Raw genomic sequence first — 23,858 nt, 5'->3', positions numbered from 1 at the left:
CTAAACGCAAAGGAGCCATTATGGATAACCGCTTAGTTTGCCTCGAAGGCATGCTTTATTTCGATGAAGAAGTCCGGACACAGACCATTAATATTGTCTCATTCCACACCGGGCAACAAATTACTGTCAACCGGGATCGCCTGTTACCGGGGCGTACCTTCGCTGAACATATCTCGCAGCAAATCAGTAATGCGGAGAAAATTTTTAATCAGTTTAATTTCGTGAAAATGGATGAAATGAATGAAGGCAATCTTTTTGCGGATACCATACAGGTGATTTATACCTTTTTATCCGGGCCGGGCGCGGGTAAACGGGTGTGGCAGGTCACCTATGCCTGTTTATTCTCTAAAGATGAACTGATTAACTTCACGTCCATTTATCCGGATGAAGCCTCTATGCAAAATGAAATAAGCCGGTTGCAGCATTGCGCCCGCCATTTCATATTAAATCACAACCTGTAATTAAGACACTGGCAGACAAGGCTTTAACGAAATACTTAAATCACTTCCACGGAAAACTGAAAAATAGAAGTTATTCTATTTCTTTTAACCGGTGATAAATGCAAAATTCTCTTATCGGGAATTAGTGAGAAGCACATTAATTTCTGGTAACTCACTCAATATTGTTTCAGACAATGACGTTTTACTTAAAGGAATAAAGCAATGCGCGATTTAAACATGATGGAAATTGATGCTGTATCCGGTGCGGGCTTCTGGGATGCCATCACCAGCGCAGTTCTGGGTGCAACGGCAGCAGGTTCTGCGGGCGCCATCATCGGTGGCATGCACGGCGGTGACGGCGGCGGCATCCTGGGTATCGGTTCTATCGGCCAGCTGGTCGGTATGGTGGGCGGCGGTCTGATCGGCGTGGTCGCCGGTGCTGTCGGCGGCGCAGTGATTGGCTGGAATGACCCGGATACCATCACTTCTATGGTTACTCAGTTTGTTAATAACGTGAGCAACGGGACTTTCCAGAACACAGCGACTGCTTAAGTGTTCTGATTTAGAAAAGGTGCAGACTATTCTGCACCTTTTTTATTATCTCGTTTCTGAGATGTTGTTACATATATAGGTTGGAATGGAATCCAGCATAAAGAGATAGTTGTCATTGCGCTGTTTAAGAATACGCATATAGATCTCTTTTCCCGCAAAGACGAAAAAATCCGGTTCATACTGACTCAGGACCTCGTCATCGAGGTTATCATCGGGAAACTTAATATTTCTCACCGACACCATATAGTTCAGGTCGCCCTTGCGGTGGAGAGTAAAGGAGATCTTACGGTTAAATATCCTCCCGGGATCCTCCTCTGAATAGCCGTTCATATTGATCACCCCGCTGTTGCCACGCACCATATAGTTAAGCGACACATTATAACTTTCATTATTGTAATGCTGAGACAAACTGGCGACACAGGTAAAATCATTGTCATGCTGACGTGTATACCAGGAATACGCCAGTACGGCGCTTTCGGCCAAAATAACTCCGCACAAAATAACCCCCCGCCATTTTTTTGTCCGCATACTATTTGTCCTTGAAAAAATAATCTGAAATACAGGTATTGGGTTCAGTCATCGGTTTATCGCAACGGATGATCGAGATGCGCGGCAGCATGGAATAATGCGTGACATACACCCACGGATATCCGCTGCAACTGCTTTTGAATTTTTCGCTCAGAGACACCGCGCTCGCTTTATCATCACGGGTGGCGTTTTTGTCGGCGACGAAGATATGGCAGCCGCTGGCCGATGCCAGGAAGCGGTAATCCGCGAAATACTGGCTTTCCTGATCCGGGATGAGACTGAAGGCAGCCCCCAGTCCCAGAATCAGAGCCGCTGCCGCACCAGCGACCCACGGAATAAAACGGACAGACCGTCCGGTAACCAGCATCGCCTCAGGCGTATTGGGTCCGGGAGCTTCCGGCGTCGGCACCGCGGGCATGACATCGGCAAAAGAGGTGTGATGACCGGCATCGGGTGGCGGATGTGACGCCTCTTCATGCGCCAGGGAATTCTCGTCCATAAAATGCGCATGTTCATGGCTGACTTCTACCAGTTTCTCACTGGTGAGTTTTTTGATTTGCGTGCCGCTGGCCAGCGTCAGGCCGATACGCGGAATGGTCACCACCGGATCTTCCGGCAGGCCAATCTTCTTTAACCCTTTTCTGAGAATCGAAATGTTCTGATAGAAGGTATTAGGAGAAACCAGCATGCCGCTCTTCTCCCAGACAATTTCCATGAACTCCTGCTGAGTGACAATGGTGCCGATTCGCTGGATTAACAATAAAAGGCAACGTCCTGCGGGCGAGTTTAACACCACCACCTTGCCTGGTTCGTCAAGGTTGCGCAATGTGCTGGCCGCCGGATGAAACTCAATGACTTCGTTAATAATGTAATGATTATGCATACGCGTCAGTCGAAAACTCCATAGATAAAACACAGACGGTTTAACGCCTTATCCCTTTATGTCTCAATAAAAATTAACCGTTATCAGATTTCTCAACCTGAATTGGTAATGTGAAGGATAAGTGAAACTTTGTATATATTCTGAATTGGCGAAATATCTCATTTTTTATTAACTCCCTTTTCGCCCCTTCACCTTTGTGATCTTTTATGAATTTCACCGAAACATCCCTCTTATCCTTATTAAGCACCCTCCTTTCATCGCCCACCCTTGACATTTACAAAAGCTGAAATAAGACCGCATTGAACACAGCGGACAGGGATGTCCGTGGTGTTATGTCAGAGAAAAAACCTCACGGAAATATTCGCGAATTATTACAGGGAATTAACGCCAGATATCCCTTTCACCGGCCTGTTTTAGTCATCATAAATAACGGCGTAAATGCACAAAAAATGTCAGTATCTCTTTGTTTAGCATGACAAATATACAAACAACACTTACAAAACATTAATTAAACCCACGGTTCCCCTAAGAATAATCGGTATGATTTATCCTATCAAAGCGAAACGGGGGAATGTTAATACTGATGAACATATTAAAGAGCGCCATGCGTCATTAAGATATTTCCACCGATTACTCTGAATAGTTTTAAGGAAACGCCCTTAGCGGTGCTATATAAATCAGACTTTTAACAAGCTGTAAAATCTGAATCTAAACATTATTTCATATTAATTCAGATTTTTTATCTGATGAGTTCTGTATCATTAGCGGATAAATCTTATTACTGAGGATTATCACGATGCGGTTGACCGTTCATTTAAAAACATTAAATTAACACTACAAATCGAGGGGGGATTATGGAAAGCATATTCGAACCCGGTGAGTTTACAGATATTGCATTAATGGGCGAAGACCATTACGCCCGACAAGGCATCGCCTCTTTATTGCATATCATGGGTTCAACAATAAGGGTCAAAGCCTCTGTTCGTGATTACCATGTTCTCGATATGGTTTTAGAGAAGACACGTATAGATGTTGTTTTTATCTCCGAACCTGAAAAAAGTCATGCCGGTTTCGACTGTTTAACGTTTATTAGCAAAATTAAAGCATCACACCCAAAGATGATTATTTGTCTGTATTCCGTTCATACCAGTTCATTACTTTGGGTGAGAGGTGAAGTGGATGCGTTTGTTTCATTAAAAGAGCCACTTTATAACTGGCACGCCAACCTGATGAAACTGGTGGATAAACGTTACCGGCCAAAATCGAAACCGGCAGCGTTATCACTGACCCCGATAGAATGGAAAGTATTGAAGGAGTTAAAAGACGGACGTGATTTAAGACATATAGCAGAAATGGAGAAGCTTTCTTATCGCCGGGTGAGTGCATTAAAAGGCTCGGCGATACGAAAACTCGGGCTAAGGAATAAAACAGATTTACTGGTGTTCTTAACCAGTTAAGCCTGCCGCCTTCCGCGCCATAACTCGCAACAATGCAAACAAGGGAACGTAATAAATGAAAAACATCTTTACTCAATCAGTGATGACCAAATCTCTGCTGGCAGTCTCTCTGGCAGCCCTGCTGCCGGTCTCCGCCATGGCGGCAGAAACCAGCGGCGGGACCGTCAATTTCAGCGGCAGTGTAGTCACTTCAGCCTGCGCTATCGGCAGTGACAGCGCCAACATTGACGTTGATCTGGGTCAGGTACGTACCGCGACGCTGGCGGCAGCGGGCAGCGAAGCCAGCACGGCGAAAACCTTCTCTATCGTGCTGGAAGATTGTGATACCACCGTCTCCAAAGCCGTGGCGGTGACGTTCTCCGGTACGCCGGATGCCAACGACGCCACCAGTCTGGCGGCCGGTTCTAACGGCGGCACCGGCAGTGCACAGAACGTGGCCATCCGTCTTTATGATGAACAAGGCACCGTGGTCAAACTGGGAGAACCAGCGGGTGCCGTCACCCTGCGTGACGGCGAAAACACCCTGAACTTCAGCGCGAAATACTATTCGCCGAAAGGGACGGCGACAGCGGGTGATGCCAGCGCCGTGGCCACTTACACCATGACCTATTCGTAATCGTCTGGTCCGGCCGGATGGCCGGACCTTATTCCCGGATAAAAGGATTTATTATGTATAAATATACTGCCAGTGTTTTATTCGCCACCTCGGTATTTACCGCCTCAGCCTTTGCCGGTGGCGTCGGTCTGGGTGCCACGCGAATGATTTATTCCAGCGCAGTCACGCAGGCGGCACTGGATGTGCGAAATACCCATAAAGACGCGCCATTCCTTATTCAGTCCTGGATTGAAAATGAACAAGGTCAGCGCTCAAATGATTTTGTGATTACGCCACCGTTATATGTTTTAAAACCGGTCACAGAAAGCGTCATTAAAGTGATGTTTAACGGTAAAGCTTTGCCTCAGGATCGGGAAACCCTTTACTGGTTAACGGTAAAAGCCATTCCGCAACAGGATAAACATGCCGCCGGGAATACGTTGCAGTTTGCCTCGGCCAACCGGATTAAAGTGTTTTATCGTCCGGCCGGTTTACATGAAAATGCTATTGAGGCGTGGAAACAACTGCGGGGAGAAGTGCGTCAGGGGAAAATAACCTTAACGAATCCGACGCCTTATTATCTCACCACCATTAATTTGAGCGTGGACGGCAAGGCGGTTAACCCGGTGATGATCCCGCCGAAAGCCAGCGTGGCACTGCCCGGATCTTTCGGCAAAGCCAGCACGTTCAGCTATCAGACCATCAATGATTACGGGGCCTGGACGCCGTCCATGACCTCTCCGCTGGTCAGGTAACCCCTGCTGAAGTTAAGCCGTGTCAGAATATTAAGGCGTCATATTGTGAAGGTAAAAATCGTTTGTGCCCTGGTTTCTTTAAACCTGATGGGGAGTGCTGCGCACGCAGCGGGCGATTTGCAATTTAATCCGGCATTTTTGAAAGGTGAAGGATCTAATATTGCAGATCTTTCCTGGGTCAATGCAGGAGGAGAATTACCTGCAGGTGAATACAATATTAATGTTTACGTGAACAACAATTATGCTTTTACCGGCAATATTCAGTTCAGCGTAAATAAAGAGGATTCAGGATCTGCCCCTGCGCCCTGTATTACGCCTGAACAAATCACGGCGATGGGGATTGATATTCAGCAGGCAAAAGGCAAGGTATTACCGCTGACACAGCAGTGTTATTTTTTAAATAGCCATTTTCCGGGCACGACGCTGGATTTCGACCAGAAAACGCTGACCGTGAATATCAGTGTGCCGCAGCATTTTATGCTGAATTTGCCGCGCGGATATGTCAGCCCGGAGAGCTGGGAATCGGGCATCACTTCGGCGTGGTTCAATTATGTGATTAACGGCTCGAATAATACCTATGAAGGTGAGAGCCGTACGCGACAGGATCAGTTGTTCGCCAGCCTGAACAGCGGCGTGAACGTGGGCGCATGGCGTCTGCGGGATTTCACCACCTGGACCAAAGATAACAACCAACTGTCGCACGTGCAGACCTATCTGCAACGCGACCTGCCTGCCCTGCGTTCACAGGTGTATGTCGGCGAAACCTACACGTCGGCGCAGATTTTCGACTCAGTCGGATTGCGCGGTGTCGCCCTCGCGACCGATGACAATATGCTGCCCGCCAGCCTGAGCGGCTATGCGCCGGAAGTGCGCGGTATTGCCCGCAGCAACGCGACGGTGACCGTGCGCCAGAACGGCAATATTATTTATCAGACGTCGGTGTCTGCCGGTGAGTTTGTGCTGAAAGACCTTTATCCGACCGCATCCGGCGGCGATCTGTCGGTCACGGTGACCGGGAGTGACGGCAGTAAAACGCAGTATGCGGTGCCGTTTGCCAGCGTGCCGAATCTGGTGCGCGCAGGGCAGTTTAAGTATTCACTCGGTGCCGGGACATTCCGCGGCACATCCCAACAGAACTCGCCGGAATTTTTGCAGGGCGAGATGTTTCTGGGCTGGAAATACGGCCTGACGCTCTACGGCGGTGTGCAGGCGGCGCAGGATTATACCGCGCTTTCACTGGGCGTCGGACAAAACATGGGCCGCTTCGGCGCGTATTCGCTGGATGTGATCCACGCCCGCAGCACCCTGGCCGACGGCAATAGTTATGACGGTGATTCCGTCCGGCTACGTTACAGCAAGCTGATCAGCGATGTCGGCACCCGCCTGAACTTCTATTCATGGCGTTTCTCGACGGAAGGGTTTTATACCCTCGGCGACACGGCCTATAAACGCATGAACGGTGGCAGCACGCAGCAGGTGACAGAGGCCGACGGCACGGTCACCACCCGTTACGAGAACCTGTACGACCTGAGAATGTCGCGCAAATCTAAAAATCAGCTGCTGCTATCTCAGCCGATGGGCGGGATGGGATCGCTGACGCTGTCATGGGATCAGCAGACCTACTGGAACACGCCGAAATCGACGCAGGGCCTGCAGTTTGCCTGGAACAACACCTACCGCAACGTCTCGGTCGGGCTGAATTTCCAGCGCAGCACCAGCCTGTATGACAACAAAAAAGACAACATTGTGTCGCTGTCCCTGTCCGTTCCTCTGGGCAATCCGGCGTACTCGACCCGCGTTCGCTACAGCGGGACACAGGCGGATTCCACCGGCGCGACCCACAGCGTCGGGCTGAGCGGTTACGTGCCGGGCAAAGATAATGTGTTTTACAGCGTCAGTCAGCGCTACAGCGAGCAACAGCAGTACGGCGGCGATACCTCCCTGCAATATCAGGGACAACGCGGCGATTACAACCTCGGTTACAGCTATTCCGCACAGTCACGCAATCTCAGTTATGGCATGAGCGGCGGCGCGGTATTGCATGAGGATGGCCTGACGCTAAGTCAGCCGCTGGGTAACACCAATATTCTGGTGAAAGCACAGGGCGCGGCGGATGTCGCGGTCAGTAATCACAGGGGCATTAAAACCGACAGCCGGGGTTATGCAGTGATCCCTTATGCCACGCCTTACCGCGTTAACCGCGTGGAGCTGGATGTGACGACCGCAGGCCACGACGTCGAACTGGATAACGCCGTGATCAATAAAACCCCGACCGACGGCGCGATGGTGCGGGCGGTCATTCCGACCCGTATCGGCATGAAAGCGATGCTGGTGATGCGCCATAACACGAGCGTGCTGCCGTTCGGCACGGTGGTTTCCCTGCTGGACAGCCAGACCGACAGCAGCAGTATCGTCGGCGATAACGGCAGCCTGTATCTTTCCGGCCTGCCACAAAAAGGCACGCTGAAAGCGGTCTGGGGCACCGGCAGCGGGAAAAGCTGTCAGGCGGTCTACCGGCTGGATAAGCAACATTACAACCCGCAAACCGGGCTTTATTCGCAGGAGGTGACATGTCAGTAAACCGGCCATTTTCAGTCTGCATCGTGCTGACGCTTTTACTCTCCGCCAGCGTCAGTGCCTACGACGTGCTGGTGTCAGTCACCGGCACCATCATCGGCAACACCTGCGTGGTGTCGGCGGATTCGGACGAGGTGAACGTGCCGCTCGGCACCATCGGCACACGTCAGTTTCTGGCGGCCGGGGACGTCAGCAACATTAAAACGCCGTTTTCGCTGAATCTGGAAGACTGCGGTCCGACCTTTACCGGCGCAAAAGTGCGTTTCACTGGCACGCCGGATGCCACCAATACGCAGCTTTTAAAAGTGGATGACGGCGGCGCGACCGGTGTGGCGGTGCAGTTGCTCGACAGTAACAGTAAGGAAATCCCGCTCGACACCCAGACGCAGGCGTATGGCATTGCGGGTGCCGACACCGTTGAAATGAAATTTTATGCCCGCCTGACGGCGACAGGCGAGACGGTCATCCCCGGTGACGTTTCGGCTATCGCCACCTGGCTGGTGGAGTACCAATAATGAAAAAACTCTTTCTGATGACTTTTTTATGGATGTGCGCGATGAGCAGCGTACTGGCGGCAAGCTGGACATCTGATATCACCCTGTCTCCGCAACCGATGAGTTTCTCCGGCCCGGCGGATTCCATCGTGCCCGGTAAAATTATCGGCTCGACCTGGAGCGCCACCGCCAGCGTCAATGAAGTGGTGTGGTGCGGACTGATACAGAAATGTGAGTCAGGCACCATGGAGCCGGGCAGCGGCGCAGTATCAACGGGAATGACCGTGACGGTCGATGGCGAAAATTACACCATTTTCGAGACCGGTGTGCAGGGTGTGGGTTTTATTATCGGCCTGAAAGACACCAACGGTACCGTGTATATGCCGTTGCAAAGCGGACAAACGCAGACCTATCCGGCGGACGGCACCAACGGCTACGCCACGGGTTTAGGCTGGGCAGCCAAGGTCACGTTTGTGAAAACCGGCGAGACGCTGGCGACGGGGGTCTACACCACGCCGACCATCAGCGCGGCACTGCTCACCGTGAAGAATAATGAGACGACCACGGCTCAGGTGATTATCAACCCGACCACCATCACAGTGAGCGCCACCGGCTGTACCGTGCTGACCAAAACCGCCAATGTGGATCTCGGCACTGTCGATGCACGAACCTTACCGGCGGTGGGCAGCACCTCCCCTTCCGGCGCGTTTAACGTTGCGCTGACCTGCGACCAGCAGGTGTCGGTTAACGCCACCATCAGCGACCAGACCCATCCCGCGAATATGTCGATCGCCGCCTCGCTGACCAATGATTCAACGGCAGAGGGCGTCGGTGTGCAGTTTTTGTATAACGGCACCCCGCTGACGCTCGGACAGGACAGTCCGGCATCCGGTGCGCTGAACCAGTTCTTCATACAAACGACGGATCAGGCACAGACCCTGAACCTGCCGTTTCAGGCACGCTATATCCGCATGGGAGAGTTAGTGCCCGGCACGGCCAATTCGCTGGCGGGAATTACGTTTTCATATCAGTAAAGTGGGATTAAAAAAGGCTTTCCTGTTACGGGGAAAGCCTGATTTTCAGCCTGCAGGAGAGCCGCAATAACCACTTCCATAAATACCGTAAGCCGCAGACACGAAAAAGGCGGCAAACGCCGCCTCTTCTGCATACTGCTGGTGACTGCGTCGCTTATTTATAAATCTCTGCAGTACCGTAAAGCTGGTTGTTACCGGATGCGCCGATAATGCGGTAAGAACTTGCGCCCGCCTGAGTGGCTTTGGCATTCAGTTCTGATTGCAGACCGGAGATGGAACCGGTGGTAGATGCCCCGACCACACCGATGGATTGCTGCCCCGCAGGCGCAGACTGAACTTCTGTCGCGGCCAGGGTAGTGAATGATGCAGTTGCCAGTGTCAGAGCGGCGATGGTCATAGCGATGTTTTTCATGATGTTAATTCCTGTTCGTTAATTTTTTTTCGGGATGCCCTCTTCAGGCACCTCAGTTTCAGGTCAACGTTATTTATTAATTAACGTTCGATAAGTAAATACTAAGCGTCGCTGAGAGTTTGTGCAAGAGATTTATTTAATGACCGTTAACTAATTGTGCGATCGCAAAGAACGGGCGGCAAAAAGGTGCGAAGATCGAAAGGGGAACGGCAGAGACGGGATGCTCTGCCGCAGAACAGTTAGTGACTGACGGTGGCGAACGCCACCGGGCGACATTTTATTATTTGCAGGGAATGCACTTTGTCAGGACGAAGGCTGGAGAGGATTTATTGTGTCAGCGCGGCCGGTTTGCTCAGTGGCGAAGTGGCGCCATCGCTGGTGGTGGCGGTGGAGGTGACGTTGGCAATGTGTAAACCGGCAGCCACGGTCAGCTGATCGTGGATGATCCCCTGCCCTTTGGCGTCGATCGGCACCAACTGATAGCCGAGATAGTTTTCCGCTTCATCCTGCGTGGATTTGCTGTTGGAAAAGAACTCGATGCGGTACAGCGTATTCGCCTCGCCGTTCACTTTGCCGTCTACGGTCAGGCTGTTCTGGCTGCGGCTGACATGCGTAATCGCAGGTGCGTGCTGATCTTTATTCGGCGTTTTTTCACAGTCCGCAGACTGACCATCAATCGCACAAATTTTTTCCAGCGTGCTGGTGTCGTTACTGATACCGCCGCCGCGGTTGCCGATAAAGGCCGCGTGTTCCAGCCCCGGCACGTTAAACACAATCGCCCCCGCAAAACCTGGCAGGCAACTGCCGCCCGCAAAGCAACGGTTCACCGGTTTGCCGTTGTCGATCATGATGTTCGCCGTAATGCGGTTAACTGCCGGTCCGGTGATACGGTTGATACCAAACGCGCCGTCTTTGCCCGGTTCGCCCTGCGGACGGACGGACACCGCAACACGGTTACCGGTCATGATATTGCTGTCGACGATATTGCCGGTGCCGCTGAGCGTGACGGCGGAAGACAGATGGGTGAAGGTGTTCCCGGCGATATAATTGCGGTTGCCCCAGTTAAGCTGTACGCCGTCAGAGTAATTTTCGAAGTGGTTATGCAGCACCTCGTTATCATTGCCCCACAGCATTTCCAGCCCCTGCGAAGGTTCTTTGTTGTTCACCTCGTCGGTAGTCACAAAGTTATCCGCAATCAGGTTGAATGATGCGCCACGCGTGGCTTCCATCGCGTCGCCATTGTTCACGAAAGTATTACGGATAATTTTATTACGCTCGGTGGTGGTGGCGGTGGAATTCCCCTTGCCGTCATCGCCCGTCATCATGATCCCCGCGCCACCGTGATTGCCCACAATACGGTTATCTTCAATGACGTTATCTTTCGCGCGATTGATCAGGATGCCGATACAGAAGTTACGCACTTCCAGCCCCTGCAGCGTGACGTCATGGGTATCGCGTAACACCAGTCCCGGCATGGTCGTCGTGCGCACGTTCGCGCCGTACTGACCGCTGACCGCGCCCGGACAGGATTGCGGTTCGCTGCCTTTGATATAACCGGTACCATCGATGGCGGCGAACTGGCCGCTTTTCTGCCAGTCGAGGTTGATGATATCCACCGGCCCGAGGATCGCCGGTAACGGTTTAAGCGGTTTAATCACTAACGGGTGATGATCCGGTGACTGAAGTTCAATGCGGTAATGCCCGGCGTTCTGGTTGTTTTTCTCCAGCGCCCAGCGCAAGGTGCCTGCGCTGCCGTCATCGGCGGATGAGGTGACTTTTAAGATTTCTGGTGCGGTGTAAGTATTCTCTGCTGCAAATGACGCGAAAGGCAGGAATAACGCCAGCGCCATAGAAATTTTATTTTTTATCATGACAGAACCTGTTTCTTCTTAGATAAAAACACGGTGTTTCCCGCGGAGGCGGGGGTCGTTAATTCAGAAAAAATGTACCCATAAACTCGAAATCGGCATGGCCAGCACCAGCGCGGGCAACATGTTGGCGACCGGAAAGATTTTGATGCCGCAGATACGAAAACCGGTGGCGAACATTAATACACCGCCGACGGCAGAGAAATCCGCCTGCATTTCCGGCGTGGTCAGCGGCAGAATAAACACCGCGCCGTACGCCAGCAGCAACTGGATGATCAGTTGCGGTACCGCGACGACGGCCACCGCAAAACCGAGCGTGGTGGCAAAAATAGCGGCAGTGAACAGATCGAGGAACGATTTGGCGATCAGCACGCTGGTATCGCCGGTCATGCCTTCATGCATGGAACCGAAAATCCCGGTGCCGCTGGCACAGAACAGCACAATGATTGCCACGTAGCTTTGCAGGAACTTCTCCTGAGATTCCTGATCGCCCGGATCGGATTTGACAAAAATCTCCACCAGACTGCGGGCTTTGCTGCCCAGCTTGCCGATGCCTTTCTCCAGATAACAGAGTTCGCCCAGCAACGCGCCGAGGATCACCGACAACACCATCACCGGCATGTGGCTGACTTTCACCACCAGCACGATCCCCATACACATGGAGGCCGCCCCGAAAATAAGCGGCATGGAGTTACGCAGACGTTCCGGCAGGCGGTTGCTGAGCAACGCGCCGACAATCCCGCCGAGCAAAACGGCAGAGCCGTTGATATAAGGTCCGATAATCACGGGTTATTACTCCTGGTCATTAACGTCATGTTTTCGCCCCAGCGGGGCAGATCGGCACAGTCCAGATCCAGCAGTCCCAGCGCCCGCGCCACGCTGTGCGCGATGATGTCTTCCACACTGGTAGGTCTGGCGTACAGGGCAGGAACCGGCGGAAAAACAATGCCGCCGCATTCCGTGACCTGTTGCATGTTGCGTAAATGCCCCGCGTGCAGCGGCGTTTCACGCACCATCATCACCAGCCGCCGTCGTTCTTTTAAAACGACGTCTGCCGCCCGGGTCAGCAGGTTATCCGTCAGGCCATTGGCCACAGACGCCAGGGTATGCATTGAACACGGCGCCACCAGCATGCCGAGCGTACGGAACGATCCGCTGGCGATGGCCGCACCGACGGCGCGGAAGGGATACACCACATCCGCCAGATCGGCCACGTCCGCTTCGGTCAGCGTGGTTTCATGTTCCCGGTTGAGGTGCCCGGCCGGTGAAATCACCAGATGCGTTTCCACATCGAGCTGACGCAGGTAACGCAATGCCTGAACGCCATAGGAAAATCCGGACGCGCCGCTGATCCCGACAATCACGCGGGGTTTTTGGGATGCCTTAAATGCAGACCCTGACATGCTGTCTCCTTATTTTTTGCTGAAGCCCGGAATAAAGCGGTTTACATCCACGTCGAGGAACTCGCTGCGCTGGAAATTCGCTTTCAGGTTGTAAGGTACTGTGCAGTCGAAAATGGTTTTGCAGGCAATACCGTGGTCGCGTACCGACGGGCTGAAAGCCGGATCGGAAGACGGATCGAGCGGATGGCAGCGCACGCCGGGAATAAACACCGTGCTGACGTCGCCCTGATAGCGGGTGGTCATCGCCCAGATCACGTCGTTGAGATCGAACACATCGACGTCTTCATCCACCAGCATCACGTGTTTCAGCTCAGAGAAAGCAGCAAACGCCAGCAGTGCGGCCTGACGCTGACGACCTTCATCGGCCGCAAAGCGTTTTTTCACCTGCAACACCGCGAGGTATTTACCGGTACCCGGTGACGGGCAGTGAACGTTCTGCACAAAACCCGGCAGCGCGCGTTCCACCATCTGCAAAATGCTGGCTTCGGTGGGAATACCGGCCATGTTGGTGTGTTCGTCGCTAGGTCCGATACAGGTTTGCAGGATCGGATGGCGGCGGTGCGTAATGGCTTTCACTTTAATCACCGGCACTTCGGCCTGTGCCGCACCGGTATAACCCGGAAACTCTGGCATCGCTTTGCCGGTATTGGTGTTCTGATCTTCGCGGACGCGGTAGTTCGGCACCAGTTCACCTTCGATCACCACTTCGGCGTTGGCAATACCGCGCGCACTGACGGTCAGAGCATCCACCAGTTCGACGGCCTGATTACGCAGGCTGCCCGCGATAGACAGTTCGTCAAAGCCCAGCGGTGTGGTTGGCGGCTCAAAACACGCACCGATTTCAATCGCCGGATCGACGCCGATGCTGATAGTGATCGGCAGCGGTTTGCCTGCGGCTTCGGCTTTCTGACGGAACACATCCAGATGGCGGCCGGGCACAAAATACATGGAGATTTCGTCTTTGCTCTGCACGCACAGACGGTGAATGGTGACGTCATGCTCGCCGGTTTCAGGGTCGGCGGCGTAGCACATGCCGAGGGTGAAATACGGACCCGCATCTTCCGGCGTATTGGTCGGGGCTGGCAGAATTTTCAGAATGTCGAAATCCGGGTCGGTGGCCAGATGCACCACTTCCTGACAGACCGCTTTTTCACGCGGAATAACAATCGGCGGGATGGGATTCGACACGGAATCTTTCAGCATAAACGCCAGATTTTCCGGCGTGGTGCCAAACAGACGCGCCACACGTTTACGGGAAGAGAGCAGGCCAATCAGCACCCGCATGTCGTTATACCCTTTGACCTTATTAAAGATCATCGCCGGACCGATTTGGGTCGGACGTTTCACGGTGCCGTGCGCACCGACGTAGCGGTATACACCGGATAACTCCGCAATCGGATCCACGGGCTCATCGGTGTAGATCAGTTCATCGTCATACTGGCTTAACACCGCCAGCGCGGACCGCAGATCCGTCACTTTTATTTGTTCTTCAGACATCTTGTGCCCCTTAAAGTCATGTCATCGAGGATGCACCGGCAGGCTCTTCATCGCCGCTGCCCGGTCAGTTTGCAAAGGATCGGTGATAAGAGTCCAATAACAATACACCGCTCTTTGATAAGGGATTATTATGAGGAAAACGCACCGGAGGACGTATGGATTACCGACAATTACACTCGTTTGTGGTGCTGGCGGAAGTGCTGCATTTTGGTAAAGCCGCCATGCAGCTGAACATCGCCCAGCCCGCATTAAGTCAGCACATCAAGGCGTTAGAACAGTCACTGGGGATCCCGCTGTTCACCCGCGACAAGCGCCATGTGGCGCTGACCTTCGAGGGAGAGCAACTGGTCGAAGAAGCCCGCATCGCCATCACTCACTACGAGAAATTTCTCGAGAATGCGCGCAGTTTGCGGCTCGGGCATAAAGGGCAACTGAAACTCGGGTATGTCGGATCGTCGATTCTGGATCCGGCTCTGGCGCTGTTAATCAATGGTTATCGCAAGCACAAACCCGATATTGATATCGTCATTGAGGAACATAACGTTCACGAGCAGCTAACACTTTTGCTCAATTATCAGCTGGATATCGCCCTGGTGCGCTCGCCGGTGCCGCAGTTTCCTGAGCTGGAATACCTTGATGTCGCCACCCGCCCGCTGATCGCCGTGCTGCCACGCAGCCACCCGCTCGGCTCCGGGCAAAAAATATCGCTCTCCTCGCTGTCAGATTCGCCGTTCCTTATCCAGAAAGATCCGCCGGGCGTTGGCCTCGGCTGGTCAGCAATAAATGCCTGTCAGCAGGCCGGATTCGTGCCACAGAAAATTCAGTTTACGCGGGATGTGTCGGTGGCCATCGGGCTGGTGTCGATGGGCATGGGCGTGACGCTGGTGCCGGAGACCCAGCGGTCGGTGATGATCCCGGATGTGAACTACTGCTTCCTGACCGATCCCGGCGCGACCACCACGCTGACGCTCAGCTGGCAGCGGCATCTGAAAAATAAAGCCCTGACGGATTTCATCCGTTACGCGCGGGAACTGACCCATCCGTGACAGGCAAAAACGGAAGACTGAAAATGGGAACAGACTGAAGACGCCGTATTTCAGGATTACTCCCAACGCCATCGCCGACTATGCTTAAAGCTTCGTGATAAAAAAATGCCGTTAAGGCACCCGCGAAGTTTTCCCGTTTTTCTGATTCATTTTGTCGAAATACCGGAGGTCTGGCATGAGCAACCATGACGAAGCAATCCACACATCCCACCTGAAACTGAAAATCAACGGCCAGATCCGCCAGCTGGTCGTGGATACGCGCACTACCCTGCTGGATGCGTTGCGCGAGAACCTGCAACTGACCGGCACCAAAAAAGGCTGCGACCACGGCCAGTGCGGTGCCTGTACGGTGATCGTCGATGGGCGCCGCATCAATTCCTGCCTGACGCTGGCCGTCATGCATCAGGATGCCGAGGTCACCACCATTGAAGGTCTCGGCACGCCGGATAACCTGCATCCGATGCAGGCGGCGTTTATCAGACACGACGGCTACCAGTGCGGTTACTGCACGCCGGGGCAGATCTGCTCCTCCGTTGCCGTATTGCAGGAGATCGAGGCGGGCATCCCGAGCCACGTCACGCTGGATCTGGTTTCCCCTCCGCCGCAATCCGCCGAAGAAATCCGCGAACGCATGAGCGGTAATATCTGCCGCTGCGGGGCGTATTCCAATATTCTTGCCGCGATTGAAGACGTCGCCGGAGGTCAAAAACCATGAAGGCTTTTACCTATGAACGGGTGCAAACGCCCGCCGATGCCGCCGGAAGCGCCTTACAACACCCCGGTGCCAAATTTATCGCGGGCGGCACCAACCTGCTGGATCTGATGAAACTAGAGATCGAACAACCTTCTCATCTGATCGACGTCAACGGACTGGCGCTGGATACCATTGAGCCTGACGGCAACGGCGGCCTGCGGATTGGCGCGCTGGTGCGCAATACCGATCTGGCCGCAGATTTACGCATCCGCCGTGACTATGCCGTGCTGTCGCGGGCGCTGCTGGCAGGGGCTTCCGGCCAGTTACGCAATCAGGCCACCACCGCCGGTAACCTGCTTCAGCGCACCCGTTGCCCCTATTTTTACGACACTAATCAGCCCTGCAATAAACGCAATCCCGGCAGCGGTTGCGCCGCCCTTAAAGGTTTCAGCCGACAGCACGCCGTTATCGGCGCAAGTGCAGCCTGCATCGCCACGCATCCGAGCGACATGGCCGTCGCCATGCAACTGCTCGATGCCGTGGTGGAAACCATCAACCCTGACGGCGCAGTACGCCGCATTCCGCTGGCTGATTTCTACCGTGCGCCCGGCGATACGCCGCATCTTGAGACCGTGCTGGCTGCGGGCGAGCTGATCACCGCCGTCACCCTGCCGCCGCCGCTGCAAGGCACGCACATTTACCGCAAAGTCCGTGACCGCGCGTCGTACGCGTTCGCGCTGGTGTCCGTTGCCGCCATCGTTCAGCCCGACGGCACCGGCCGTGTCGCTTTCGGCGGCGTGGCGCATAAACCCTGGCGGCTGGCCGACGCCGATGCACAGGTGGCGCACGGCGCGGGAGAAGTGTATGCGCGGCTGTTTGCCGCTGCGCAACCGACGCCAGAGAACGCGTTCAAGCTGATACTGGCGAAGCGAACGCTCGCCTCCGTACTCACTGAAGCGAGGGCATAACCGATGAAATTCGACACGCCTGCAACAGACAATCCGATCGACCAGATGAAAGTGGTCGGTCGTGCGCATGACCGCATCGACGGACCGCTAAAAACCACCGGTACCGCGCCCTACGCCTATGAATGGCATGATGAAGTGCCCGGCGCCGCCTGTGGTTATGTGGTCGGTTCCGCCATTGCCAAAGGCCGGATCACCGCGATGGATCTGCATGACGCAGAACACGCACCCGGCGTGCTGGCGATCGTCACGGCGGCCAACGCCGGTAAGCTGGGCAAGGGCGACATGAACGCCGCCACGCTGCTCGGCGGCCCGCAGATTGAGCACTACCATCAGGCGATTGCCGTGGTGGTCGCGGAGACGTTTGAACAGGCACGCGCCGCTGCGTCACTGATCCACGTCGAATACCTGCGCGAACCCGGTGCATACAGCCTTGCGGAGCAGAAGCCTGCCGTCACTACTCCGCCGGAAGATACGCCGGACAAAACCGCCGGTGATTTCGCCAGCGCCTTTGCCGCTTCACCGGTGCAACATGACGCTATCTACACCACGCCGGATCAGAGCCATATGGCGATGGAACCTCATGCCTCGCTGGCGGTGTGGGAAGGCGACAAGCTGATCCTGCGCACCTCGAACCAGATGATCGCCTGGTGCCGCAGTGAACTGGCCAAAACGCTGAATATTCCCGAAGAGAAAGTGCGCGTGATTTCGCCCTACATCGGCGGCGGTTTCGGCGGCAAACTGTTTCTGCGCAGCGATGCCGTGCTGGCGGCGCTCGGTGCCCGCGCCGTCAACAGGCCGGTGAAAGTCACATTGCCGCGCCCGATGATCCCGAACAACACCACGCACCGTCCGGCCACGCTTCAGCACATCCGCATCGCGACGGATGAGAAAGGTCAGATCACTGCCATCGCCCATGAGAGCTGGTCCGGCAATCTTCCCGGCGGCACACCGGAGACGGCGGTGCAGCAAAGTGAGCTGCTGTATGCGGGCAAAAACCGCCTGACCGGATTGCGGCTGGCACAGCTGGATCTGCCCGAAGGCAACGCCATGCGCGCGCCCGGCGAAGCCCCCGGCCTGATGGCACTGGAAATCGCCATCGACGAAGTCGCGGAAAAAGCAGGTGTCGATCCGGTGGAGTTTCGTATTCTCAACGACACGCAGGTCGATCCGCTCCATACCGAACGTTTCTTTTCACGTCGCCAGTTAATTGAATGTCTGCGCACCGGCGCGGAGAAATTTGGCTGGCACCGGCGCAACGCCACGCCTGCACAGGTTCGTGACGGACGCTGGCTGGTCGGCACTGGCGTCGCGGCAGGCTTTCGTAATAACCTGCTGGAGAAATCCGGCGCGCGGGTGCATCTCGACGCACAGGGCAACGTGACGGTGGAGACCGACATGACCGATATCGGCACCGGCAGTTACACCATCATCGCCCAGACCGCCGCAGAGATGATGGGCGTTCCGCTGGAAAAGGTCGTGGTACGGCTGGGGGATTCTGACTTCCCGGTATCCGCCGGTTCGGGCGGCCAGTGGGGAGCCAATACGTCTACCGCCGGGGTGTACGCCGCCTGCGTAAAACTGCGCGAAGCCATCGCGGAAAAACTCGGGTTTGATGCCGATAGCGCGGTGTTTACCGATGAACTGATTTGTCAGGGCGACCGCACCGCACCGCTCGCGGAAGCGGCGGCCAGCGGAACCCTCACCGTGGAAGACAGCATCGAATTCGGCGGGCTGGACAAGACGTTTCAGCAATCAACCTTTGCCGCGCATTTCGTGGAAGTCGGCGTGGATATCGCCACCGGCGAAACCCGCGTCCGCCGCATGCTGGCGGTCTGCGCCGCAGGCCGGATCCTCAATCCGAAAACCGCCCGCAGCCAGGTGATTGGCGCGATGACCATGGGCGTCGGCGCGGCGCTGACGGAAGAGCTGAACGTCGATAAAGAGCTGGGGTATTTCGTCAACCACGATCTGGCCGCCTATGAAGTGCCGGTACACGCCGACATCCCCGAACAGGAAGTGATTTTCCTCGACGACACCGATCCGGTTTCCTCGCCAATGAAAGCCAAAGGCGTCGGCGAACTGGGCCTGTGCGGCGTCAGCGCCGCCATCGCCAATGCCATTTATAACGCGACGGGCGTCAGGGTCAGGGATTATCCGGTGACGCTGGATAAGCTGATTGGAGGGTTGCCGGAGATTGAGTGAATGGGATAAGGGAAAATCCGTGCGCTTGCGTTACTGTCTTTTATAAGAGACAATATTACAAGTCCAAGGGAGAGGAACAGGGATGTACACCACTGAGTATTATCAGGATGGGAACGAGAAAAAACCGTTCAAAGCATGGCTTGATAAGCTGCGGAAAAAAGATATGCGTGCGGCTGCCAAGATTGATATTGCTTTAGACCGCGCCGAATCTGGCAACTTCGGTGACCATAAGTTTGAACGCGATGGCGTATGGGAAATCAGGATTGATTACGCAGCGGGATACCGAATTTATTATTCCGTAATAAACGGGAAAATTATTCTGCTCCTCGCAGGTGGGACGAAACCCACTCAGGACGTTGATATAAACAAAGCGGTGAAGTATTTAGCTGACTACCAGAAGAGGCCCAAACTATGAACGCGAAAATCATAACTGAAACTGCGAGCGATGCAGTCCCTGCATCAGTAAGCCGTGATGCAGAGATGATTGAGACGCTCCGCGCCAATCCGGAATATGCTGAAATTTATCTGCAAACGGCGTTAGAGGAAATCTACGAAGAGGGTGGCGTTCCGGCCTTCCTCACGGCATTACGGCGGGTCATCGAAGCTCGCGGTGGAGTCGGTGAAATCTCTAAAAAATCCGGTATAACGCGCCAGCACATCTACAGAGCGTTATCAGAGAATGGTAACCCAACTATCGGTACGCTAACGGAACTCACACGTGCTGCTGGGGTTCGGCTTTCGGCTGGGCAACATGCCTGATTGAGTAACTCGAAAAATCTTACCGACTGTTTTATAAGGGAGCCTACCTACTGGCTCCCTTATTGCATCTTTTGCACTAATAACTATTTATCAGTCTTGCCCGTCTAATTCATGTCGCAAACACTATTTGTCAGTAATTCGCGCGGTTCTTTGAACCAGATTTCCCTGCTGGTCATAATAACGGCTCGGCCAGACGGTATGTGGTGGTACACCGATTGCCTGAGAAATCAGGATCTCTCCTTTCGGCCAGGGTCTGGAAAGTGCATTGGAGAGCGTGGAAGAACTCAGCCCCGCAGCGCGTGATACCGCTGCCAGCGTGGTGCCTTTCTTGCGTAGTGCCGCAATGATATCGGCGGGATGCCAGTCGTTGAGAGTATTCATGGATTGCTCCTTCAGATAGTTAATCACTACCACGGGAGCTGCGAAACCCTTTGGTGGTAGCCCAGACGAGGTTCGCAGTACCGGTTCTGAAGGCTACCGGCCAGCCCGAAGGCTGCCCCGCCTGAGCCACCATTGAGATACTGCATGTGGATTACAGCCACATTTTCAATAGTTGCGTCAAAGCGACGGCACTCTCAACATGAGGTGCCGCCTTCAGATTACACGAGCTGCGAAACTCGGCTGCGGATTGTGCCGCAGCGGTGTAGATTATATCGGAAATCAGAAGGGCTGACCAAGTAAGTCGTTGAAGTTGCGAGGTGGGTTCCAGGAAGTTTTTATGGAGGAAAAGATGGCTACTTATAAACAAATAATTGCGGATGTGAAGTTAAGAACAGGTAAAACTATTCACACTCCTTGCTGGATTGCGCATGTCAAAGCGATGCATGGCTTAACCACACGACAAGCTCATAATCGACAAGATCCTGAAAAACGGGTGAAACCCTGTCCTGAGGAATGGATTAAAGAAATAGAAAAATCTTTGCTGAAATTGGGAATGATCGATTCCCTATAATATTAAGGAGAAAAAATGCCGAAGCTTTTACCCGATTTTATTTCGCGCCAGCAAATCATTGAGGCTATTCACGCTTATAATAGCGGCATCTCGCACAAGTTCGATGCTTCTCGTATTTATGACGTTATGCATGATGGGCTTAGCTACCCTCCCAAGGCCATCGTGGGTATTGCAGCGACAAAAATGACTGGAGTTGAGTTTACTCCAGAGGATTTCACAGGAGGAATAAAATCTAAATGCGTGAAACTACTTACAAATCAAGGCTTCGAAATCAGAATTAAAAAGGGAAAAGCATACTTTTCTACGAATAATGATCATCCTGAGGAATTACATAGCACCGATCAGTGTTGGGAAGGTTCGACAAAAAAAATCACTGTTAACCTTTATGAAAGGGATATTGACGCAAGGAAGTCCGCGATAGCCCACCACGGTACAAATTGCCAAGTATGCAATATTGATTTCTGCAAGATATATGGCGAAATCGGCGAAGGATTTATTCATATCCATCATTTGATACCCCTCTCAACAATCAAAGAGAATTATCGAGTTGACCCGATAAAAGATCTCGTCCCGGTGTGTCCAAATTGCCATGCGATGTTGCATAAACGGATCCCCCCATTTACTCCTGAAGAGCTTAAAGGGATTATTTCTAAGGATGGGTAATCTGTCTTAATGGTGTCAATGATACAAGGCGAAAAATATGACCTTAACGTTGCTAATGCGCAGCTCTGCCCGCAGGTTGTTCTGACTTTTTGAGATGTGGCTATGCTATGAAAATCACTCAGCAAAAAAGGAATCTTACGTAACTTTTGAAGCAATAAAGGTGCTGAAGCGAAATAGAAATATATCGAATGGGTTAAAACTAAGAAAGTAAATGATAGAAATGGTGCCGACTACCGGAATAGAAATGCACGCCAATCAACTGTATTTTATGTAAATTATACAAATATTATTATAAATTCCCCCATTAATTCCCCCAAAGTGTCCTCTATCATTTCAGATGACACCTTTGGTCTTTTTTCGTTTAAAAATTTATATCAACTTACGTTGAATCTCATTGGGCATTGTAACTATATCGTCACCAAACGGTTTCTTTCCTTCAAATCTAATCGTATAGACAAAAGAGAATATAGCGGATCTAGTTATATTAATTAGCAGCTCAAAATGGTTTATAAAATCACCTTCTTCGATAAATATTATGTCTTTGAAAAATGAATATGAGTTATATATATCAGTTTTATCCCCACGATATATGACTAAAAACTTATGTTCCAAATCATTTCGCCACTCTCTAAAAAAGGATAACTCCCCATCCTTATGCTTATTTAGGTCTGCGGCTATACTATACAGCGCTAACAAGCCTGGACTTTTTATTCCTTCAAAGAATTCCCTCCTCCCTTCTTTATTCAGATTCCAAAAACTATGAAAATAAATACTTTTGCTTGAGGATGGAATTTTGTACATTTCACATATGGCTACAGCAATTTTATCCAAAATACCGAAACACATTCTGAAAGATGTCCTAAGTTTCTCAACTCTTGAATTCAAAACCTCATTATTAAATAGCTCTGAGTAACATGACTCATCTTCGTCTTCAATAAAACCATCGTCTACTAAGAAATCATAATACATTTTTCTAGCCAAAGCGTACTCAGCTTTCATACGATTTAGAGCCATCTCCATGGGAATAACAAAATCCCCAAAAACCCCCTCAGGAGTCAATATTGTCAAGTTATCTCTAGATGCACCTATGCATTTGCAATATAGCGCATGCTCGGAAAGGATTAGATTCCTCTCAATGCAAAACTTCTGGTAGTCATTTAAAGAAAGTAGTTCTGATTCATTTAACTCAACATCAGTTGACTCATTAAACTCCTTCCCTTCATTAGCCTCAATGATTCTTTTATCAAAATATTGAACGTGTTTGGAAAATCTCTCTTTCCATGATGCCGGCGATTTTTCAGATTCAACCGTTTTTTCATAACCTTTTCTAATCTCAACTAGCATTTTAATGCTCATTAAAGATGAAATATCATTAAGTATTTCAAGGCTATGAGATCGGTTAATCCATAAAGGAGGTAAGTCATTGTCGATGAAGTTTGCTTTATCGTAGTAATTCAAAGACTCTGAAATTCTAAACTGGCTGTTAAGCGAGTTGGCTAAATTTACTAAAAGCTCAGGCTGTAAGCCCCCCTCATTGAGGGAAGCATGATATGACTTCCAAAAGTAATTCTTAACTACTAAAAAACCTTCAATGTCCTCAAACGTTTTATCACCGTCTTTTCTCACTGGAACTAAATTACTTTTCGCATTGGCCAAATTATAATAATAATCCGACTCTTTGCAATATTTTAATATTTCATCTTTATTTTCAACTAAAAGATTAAACCCCAACTGCGCGGCACTAACATTAGGTTGATAGTTGCCTATATCGACAAGAAACCCAGCAATATTTGATGTCAAAATTGTTGCTAGATCATGTGGTATATCCTTCCCTTTTAACAAATCCAATGAATATAATGACATGCCATAAGCATGTTGATAATCCTCATTGTTAATTAGTGTACTTATATTCCTAACTTGTTCATTGAGCGCTTTAAGATCCATGTTATTCACCCCTTGACTTTTCCCATTTAAATATATGGTTATAAGAGTGTTTTTAACAACCTTCTTAGTAATTAATAAGCATAATGCATCAAAAAAATCAAAACGTACATATCAGTACGGTGCCGGTTCTATTTC

General features: G+C 51.9%; 26 protein-coding genes. 16 read left to right on the top strand and 10 right to left on the bottom strand.

Going from position 1 to position 23,858, the window contains the following annotated elements; genetic code table 11:
* The first annotated feature begins 20 nt into the window (after nucleotides 1–20).
* Together J9880_RS12640 and J9880_RS12635 are read left to right on the top strand one after the other, a co-directional pair.
* A complete protein-coding gene (locus J9880_RS12640) occupies nucleotides 21–461 on the top strand; it encodes a DcrB-related protein (protein ID WP_232769415.1) in 441 nt (146 codons plus the stop codon).
* 201 nt (nucleotides 462–662) lie between these two features.
* Nucleotides 663–992 carry a colicin V synthesis protein gene (locus J9880_RS12635; RefSeq protein ID WP_095923099.1) on the top strand — a complete coding sequence of 110 codons (330 nt, stop codon included), beginning with the start codon at nucleotides 663–665 and terminating at the stop codon, nucleotides 990–992.
* A 45-nt stretch (nucleotides 993–1,037) separates the two neighbouring features.
* Here the strand turns inward: J9880_RS12635 and J9880_RS12630 are convergent, their stop codons facing one another.
* Together J9880_RS12630 and J9880_RS12625 are read right to left on the bottom strand one after the other, a co-directional pair.
* Nucleotides 1,038–1,520 carry a hypothetical protein gene (locus tag J9880_RS12630; RefSeq protein ID WP_232769414.1) on the bottom strand — a complete coding sequence of 161 codons (483 nt, stop codon included), beginning with the start codon at nucleotides 1,518–1,520 and terminating at the stop codon, nucleotides 1,038–1,040.
* 1 nt (nucleotide 1,521) lies between these two features.
* Nucleotides 1,522–2,403, bottom strand: a complete 882-nt coding sequence (locus J9880_RS12625) for a winged helix-turn-helix domain-containing protein (RefSeq protein WP_119822708.1) — start codon at nucleotides 2,401–2,403, stop codon at nucleotides 1,522–1,524.
* A gap of 854 nt (nucleotides 2,404–3,257) precedes the next feature.
* On the opposite strand from J9880_RS12625, the gene J9880_RS12620 reads away from it, so the two are divergent.
* From J9880_RS12620 to J9880_RS12595, 6 genes are read left to right on the top strand one after another with little or no spacing between them, the layout of a single operon-like run.
* On the top strand, nucleotides 3,258–3,860 hold the full coding sequence (locus J9880_RS12620) for a helix-turn-helix transcriptional regulator (protein ID WP_232769413.1): 603 nt from the start codon (nucleotides 3,258–3,260) through the stop codon (nucleotides 3,858–3,860).
* Nucleotides 3,861–3,915: 55 nt separating this feature from the next.
* Nucleotides 3,916–4,476, top strand: a complete 561-nt coding sequence (locus J9880_RS12615) for a fimbrial protein (protein ID WP_232769412.1) — start codon at nucleotides 3,916–3,918, stop codon at nucleotides 4,474–4,476.
* 53 nt (nucleotides 4,477–4,529) lie between these two features.
* Nucleotides 4,530–5,210, top strand: coding sequence for a fimbria/pilus periplasmic chaperone (locus J9880_RS12610; RefSeq protein ID WP_232769411.1), 681 nt, complete (start codon nucleotides 4,530–4,532; stop codon nucleotides 5,208–5,210).
* Nucleotides 5,211–5,255: 45 nt separating this feature from the next.
* A complete protein-coding gene (locus J9880_RS12605; RefSeq protein ID WP_232769410.1) occupies nucleotides 5,256–7,790 on the top strand; it encodes a fimbria/pilus outer membrane usher protein in 2,535 nt (844 codons plus the stop codon).
* Nucleotides 7,781–8,302, top strand: a complete 522-nt coding sequence (locus J9880_RS12600) for a fimbrial protein (protein WP_095923106.1) — start codon at nucleotides 7,781–7,783, stop codon at nucleotides 8,300–8,302. The genes J9880_RS12605 and J9880_RS12600 overlap by 10 nt, the downstream gene beginning before the upstream one ends.
* The gene (locus tag J9880_RS12595) at nucleotides 8,302–9,315 is read left to right on the top strand and encodes a fimbrial protein (protein WP_095923107.1); all 1,014 of its coding nucleotides are present in this window, start codon (nucleotides 8,302–8,304) and stop codon (nucleotides 9,313–9,315) included. The genes J9880_RS12600 and J9880_RS12595 overlap by 1 nt, the downstream gene beginning before the upstream one ends.
* A gap of 154 nt (nucleotides 9,316–9,469) precedes the next feature.
* Here the strand turns inward: J9880_RS12595 and bhsA are convergent, their stop codons facing one another.
* From bhsA to J9880_RS12570, 5 genes are all read right to left on the bottom strand, one after another.
* Nucleotides 9,470–9,727 carry a multiple stress resistance protein BhsA gene (gene bhsA / locus J9880_RS12590; RefSeq protein WP_119822713.1) on the bottom strand — a complete coding sequence of 86 codons (258 nt, stop codon included), beginning with the start codon at nucleotides 9,725–9,727 and terminating at the stop codon, nucleotides 9,470–9,472.
* A 326-nt stretch (nucleotides 9,728–10,053) separates the two neighbouring features.
* Nucleotides 10,054–11,598 carry a NosD domain-containing protein gene (locus J9880_RS12585; RefSeq protein WP_095923111.1) on the bottom strand — a complete coding sequence of 515 codons (1,545 nt, stop codon included), beginning with the start codon at nucleotides 11,596–11,598 and terminating at the stop codon, nucleotides 10,054–10,056.
* 63 nt (nucleotides 11,599–11,661) lie between these two features.
* On the bottom strand, nucleotides 11,662–12,381 hold the full coding sequence (locus J9880_RS12580; protein WP_095923112.1) for a DUF554 domain-containing protein: 720 nt from the start codon (nucleotides 12,379–12,381) through the stop codon (nucleotides 11,662–11,664).
* Nucleotides 12,378–12,998 carry a UbiX family flavin prenyltransferase gene (locus J9880_RS12575; protein ID WP_232769409.1) on the bottom strand — a complete coding sequence of 207 codons (621 nt, stop codon included), beginning with the start codon at nucleotides 12,996–12,998 and terminating at the stop codon, nucleotides 12,378–12,380. Before J9880_RS12575 ends, J9880_RS12580 begins: the two co-directional genes overlap by 4 nt.
* Nucleotides 12,999–13,007: 9 nt before the next feature.
* Nucleotides 13,008–14,495, bottom strand: a complete 1,488-nt coding sequence (locus tag J9880_RS12570) for a UbiD family decarboxylase (RefSeq protein ID WP_095923114.1) — start codon at nucleotides 14,493–14,495, stop codon at nucleotides 13,008–13,010.
* 155 nt (nucleotides 14,496–14,650) lie between these two features.
* Here J9880_RS12570 and J9880_RS12565 point away from each other — a divergent pair, with 155 nt between their 5' ends.
* From J9880_RS12565 to J9880_RS12540, 6 genes are all read left to right on the top strand, one after another.
* Complete coding sequence (locus J9880_RS12565) at nucleotides 14,651–15,541, top strand: LysR substrate-binding domain-containing protein (RefSeq protein ID WP_119822717.1); 891 nt, start codon at nucleotides 14,651–14,653, stop codon at nucleotides 15,539–15,541.
* A 175-nt stretch (nucleotides 15,542–15,716) separates the two neighbouring features.
* Complete coding sequence (paoA, locus tag J9880_RS12560) at nucleotides 15,717–16,256, top strand: aldehyde dehydrogenase iron-sulfur subunit PaoA (RefSeq protein ID WP_095923116.1); 540 nt, start codon at nucleotides 15,717–15,719, stop codon at nucleotides 16,254–16,256.
* A complete protein-coding gene (locus J9880_RS12555; RefSeq protein ID WP_095923117.1) occupies nucleotides 16,253–17,203 on the top strand; it encodes an FAD binding domain-containing protein in 951 nt (316 codons plus the stop codon). The genes paoA and J9880_RS12555 overlap by 4 nt, the downstream gene beginning before the upstream one ends.
* Before the next feature lie 3 nt (nucleotides 17,204–17,206).
* Entirely contained in the window at nucleotides 17,207–19,405 is a 2,199-nt protein-coding gene (paoC, locus tag J9880_RS12550; protein ID WP_232769408.1) for an aldehyde oxidoreductase molybdenum-binding subunit PaoC, read from the top strand.
* Nucleotides 19,406–19,487: 82 nt separating this feature from the next.
* The gene (locus tag J9880_RS12545; protein WP_119822720.1) at nucleotides 19,488–19,820 is read left to right on the top strand and encodes a type II toxin-antitoxin system RelE/ParE family toxin; all 333 of its coding nucleotides are present in this window, start codon (nucleotides 19,488–19,490) and stop codon (nucleotides 19,818–19,820) included.
* Nucleotides 19,817–20,164: a helix-turn-helix domain-containing transcriptional regulator gene (locus J9880_RS12540; RefSeq protein WP_119822721.1), complete on the top strand. Its 348-nt coding sequence runs from the start codon at nucleotides 19,817–19,819 to the stop codon at nucleotides 20,162–20,164. The genes J9880_RS12545 and J9880_RS12540 overlap by 4 nt, the downstream gene beginning before the upstream one ends.
* A gap of 123 nt (nucleotides 20,165–20,287) precedes the next feature.
* Here the strand turns inward: J9880_RS12540 and J9880_RS12535 are convergent, their stop codons facing one another.
* The gene (locus J9880_RS12535; protein WP_232769407.1) at nucleotides 20,288–20,545 is read right to left on the bottom strand and encodes a helix-turn-helix domain-containing protein; all 258 of its coding nucleotides are present in this window, start codon (nucleotides 20,543–20,545) and stop codon (nucleotides 20,288–20,290) included.
* A gap of 19 nt (nucleotides 20,546–20,564) precedes the next feature.
* Nucleotides 20,565–20,678 (bottom strand): ash family protein, encoded by a 114-nt coding sequence (locus tag J9880_RS12530; protein ID WP_112197217.1) that lies wholly within the window; start codon nucleotides 20,676–20,678, stop codon nucleotides 20,565–20,567.
* A gap of 216 nt (nucleotides 20,679–20,894) precedes the next feature.
* Between J9880_RS12530 and J9880_RS12525 the strand changes: the two genes are divergently transcribed.
* Both J9880_RS12525 and J9880_RS12520 read left to right on the top strand, forming a co-directional pair.
* Entirely contained in the window at nucleotides 20,895–21,116 is a 222-nt protein-coding gene (locus J9880_RS12525; protein ID WP_195817549.1) for a hypothetical protein, read from the top strand.
* Between the two features lie 15 nt (nucleotides 21,117–21,131).
* On the top strand, nucleotides 21,132–21,779 hold the full coding sequence (locus J9880_RS12520) for an HNH endonuclease (protein WP_232769406.1): 648 nt from the start codon (nucleotides 21,132–21,134) through the stop codon (nucleotides 21,777–21,779).
* Between the two features lie 369 nt (nucleotides 21,780–22,148).
* On the opposite strand, the gene J9880_RS12515 is transcribed toward J9880_RS12520, so the two are convergent.
* Entirely contained in the window at nucleotides 22,149–23,723 is a 1,575-nt protein-coding gene (locus J9880_RS12515; RefSeq protein ID WP_232769405.1) for an LA2681 family HEPN domain-containing protein, read from the bottom strand.
* Nucleotides 23,724–23,858 lie beyond the last annotated feature (135 nt).

This window comes from Rahnella victoriana (assembly GCF_021276285.1).
Classification (GTDB): domain Bacteria; phylum Pseudomonadota; class Gammaproteobacteria; order Enterobacterales; family Enterobacteriaceae; genus Rahnella; species Rahnella victoriana.
Note: the sequence above shows the minus strand (reverse complement) of the source record. Positions and strands in the feature narration are given on the sequence as shown.

Coding starts and splice junctions, on each gene's coding strand:
- J9880_RS12640 (WP_232769415.1), top strand. CDS start 21: ATGGATAACCGCTTAGTTTGCCTCGAAGGCATGCTTTATTTCGATGAA.
- J9880_RS12635 (WP_095923099.1), top strand. CDS start 663: ATGCGCGATTTAAACATGATGGAAATTGATGCTGTATCCGGTGCGGGC.
- J9880_RS12630 (WP_232769414.1), bottom strand. CDS start 1,520: ATGCGGACAAAAAAATGGCGGGGGGTTATTTTGTGCGGAGTTATTTTG.
- J9880_RS12625 (WP_119822708.1), bottom strand. CDS start 2,403: ATGCATAATCATTACATTATTAACGAAGTCATTGAGTTTCATCCGGCG.
- J9880_RS12620 (WP_232769413.1), top strand. CDS start 3,258: ATGGAAAGCATATTCGAACCCGGTGAGTTTACAGATATTGCATTAATG.
- J9880_RS12615 (WP_232769412.1), top strand. CDS start 3,916: ATGAAAAACATCTTTACTCAATCAGTGATGACCAAATCTCTGCTGGCA.
- J9880_RS12610 (WP_232769411.1), top strand. CDS start 4,530: ATGTATAAATATACTGCCAGTGTTTTATTCGCCACCTCGGTATTTACC.
- J9880_RS12600 (WP_095923106.1), top strand. CDS start 7,781: ATGTCAGTAAACCGGCCATTTTCAGTCTGCATCGTGCTGACGCTTTTA.
- J9880_RS12595 (WP_095923107.1), top strand. CDS start 8,302: ATGAAAAAACTCTTTCTGATGACTTTTTTATGGATGTGCGCGATGAGC.
- bhsA (WP_119822713.1), bottom strand. CDS start 9,727: ATGAAAAACATCGCTATGACCATCGCCGCTCTGACACTGGCAACTGCA.
- J9880_RS12585 (WP_095923111.1), bottom strand. CDS start 11,598: ATGATAAAAAATAAAATTTCTATGGCGCTGGCGTTATTCCTGCCTTTC.
- J9880_RS12575 (WP_232769409.1), bottom strand. CDS start 12,998: ATGTCAGGGTCTGCATTTAAGGCATCCCAAAAACCCCGCGTGATTGTC.
- J9880_RS12570 (WP_095923114.1), bottom strand. CDS start 14,495: ATGTCTGAAGAACAAATAAAAGTGACGGATCTGCGGTCCGCGCTGGCG.
- J9880_RS12565 (WP_119822717.1), top strand. CDS start 14,651: ATGGATTACCGACAATTACACTCGTTTGTGGTGCTGGCGGAAGTGCTG.
- paoA (WP_095923116.1), top strand. CDS start 15,717: ATGAGCAACCATGACGAAGCAATCCACACATCCCACCTGAAACTGAAA.
- J9880_RS12555 (WP_095923117.1), top strand. CDS start 16,253: ATGAAGGCTTTTACCTATGAACGGGTGCAAACGCCCGCCGATGCCGCC.
- paoC (WP_232769408.1), top strand. CDS start 17,207: ATGAAATTCGACACGCCTGCAACAGACAATCCGATCGACCAGATGAAA.
- J9880_RS12545 (WP_119822720.1), top strand. CDS start 19,488: ATGTACACCACTGAGTATTATCAGGATGGGAACGAGAAAAAACCGTTC.
- J9880_RS12540 (WP_119822721.1), top strand. CDS start 19,817: ATGAACGCGAAAATCATAACTGAAACTGCGAGCGATGCAGTCCCTGCA.
- J9880_RS12535 (WP_232769407.1), bottom strand. CDS start 20,545: ATGAATACTCTCAACGACTGGCATCCCGCCGATATCATTGCGGCACTA.
- J9880_RS12530 (WP_112197217.1), bottom strand. CDS start 20,678: ATGGTGGCTCAGGCGGGGCAGCCTTCGGGCTGGCCGGTAGCCTTCAGA.
- J9880_RS12525 (WP_195817549.1), top strand. CDS start 20,895: ATGGCTACTTATAAACAAATAATTGCGGATGTGAAGTTAAGAACAGGT.
- J9880_RS12520 (WP_232769406.1), top strand. CDS start 21,132: ATGCCGAAGCTTTTACCCGATTTTATTTCGCGCCAGCAAATCATTGAG.
- J9880_RS12515 (WP_232769405.1), bottom strand. CDS start 23,723: ATGGATCTTAAAGCGCTCAATGAACAAGTTAGGAATATAAGTACACTA.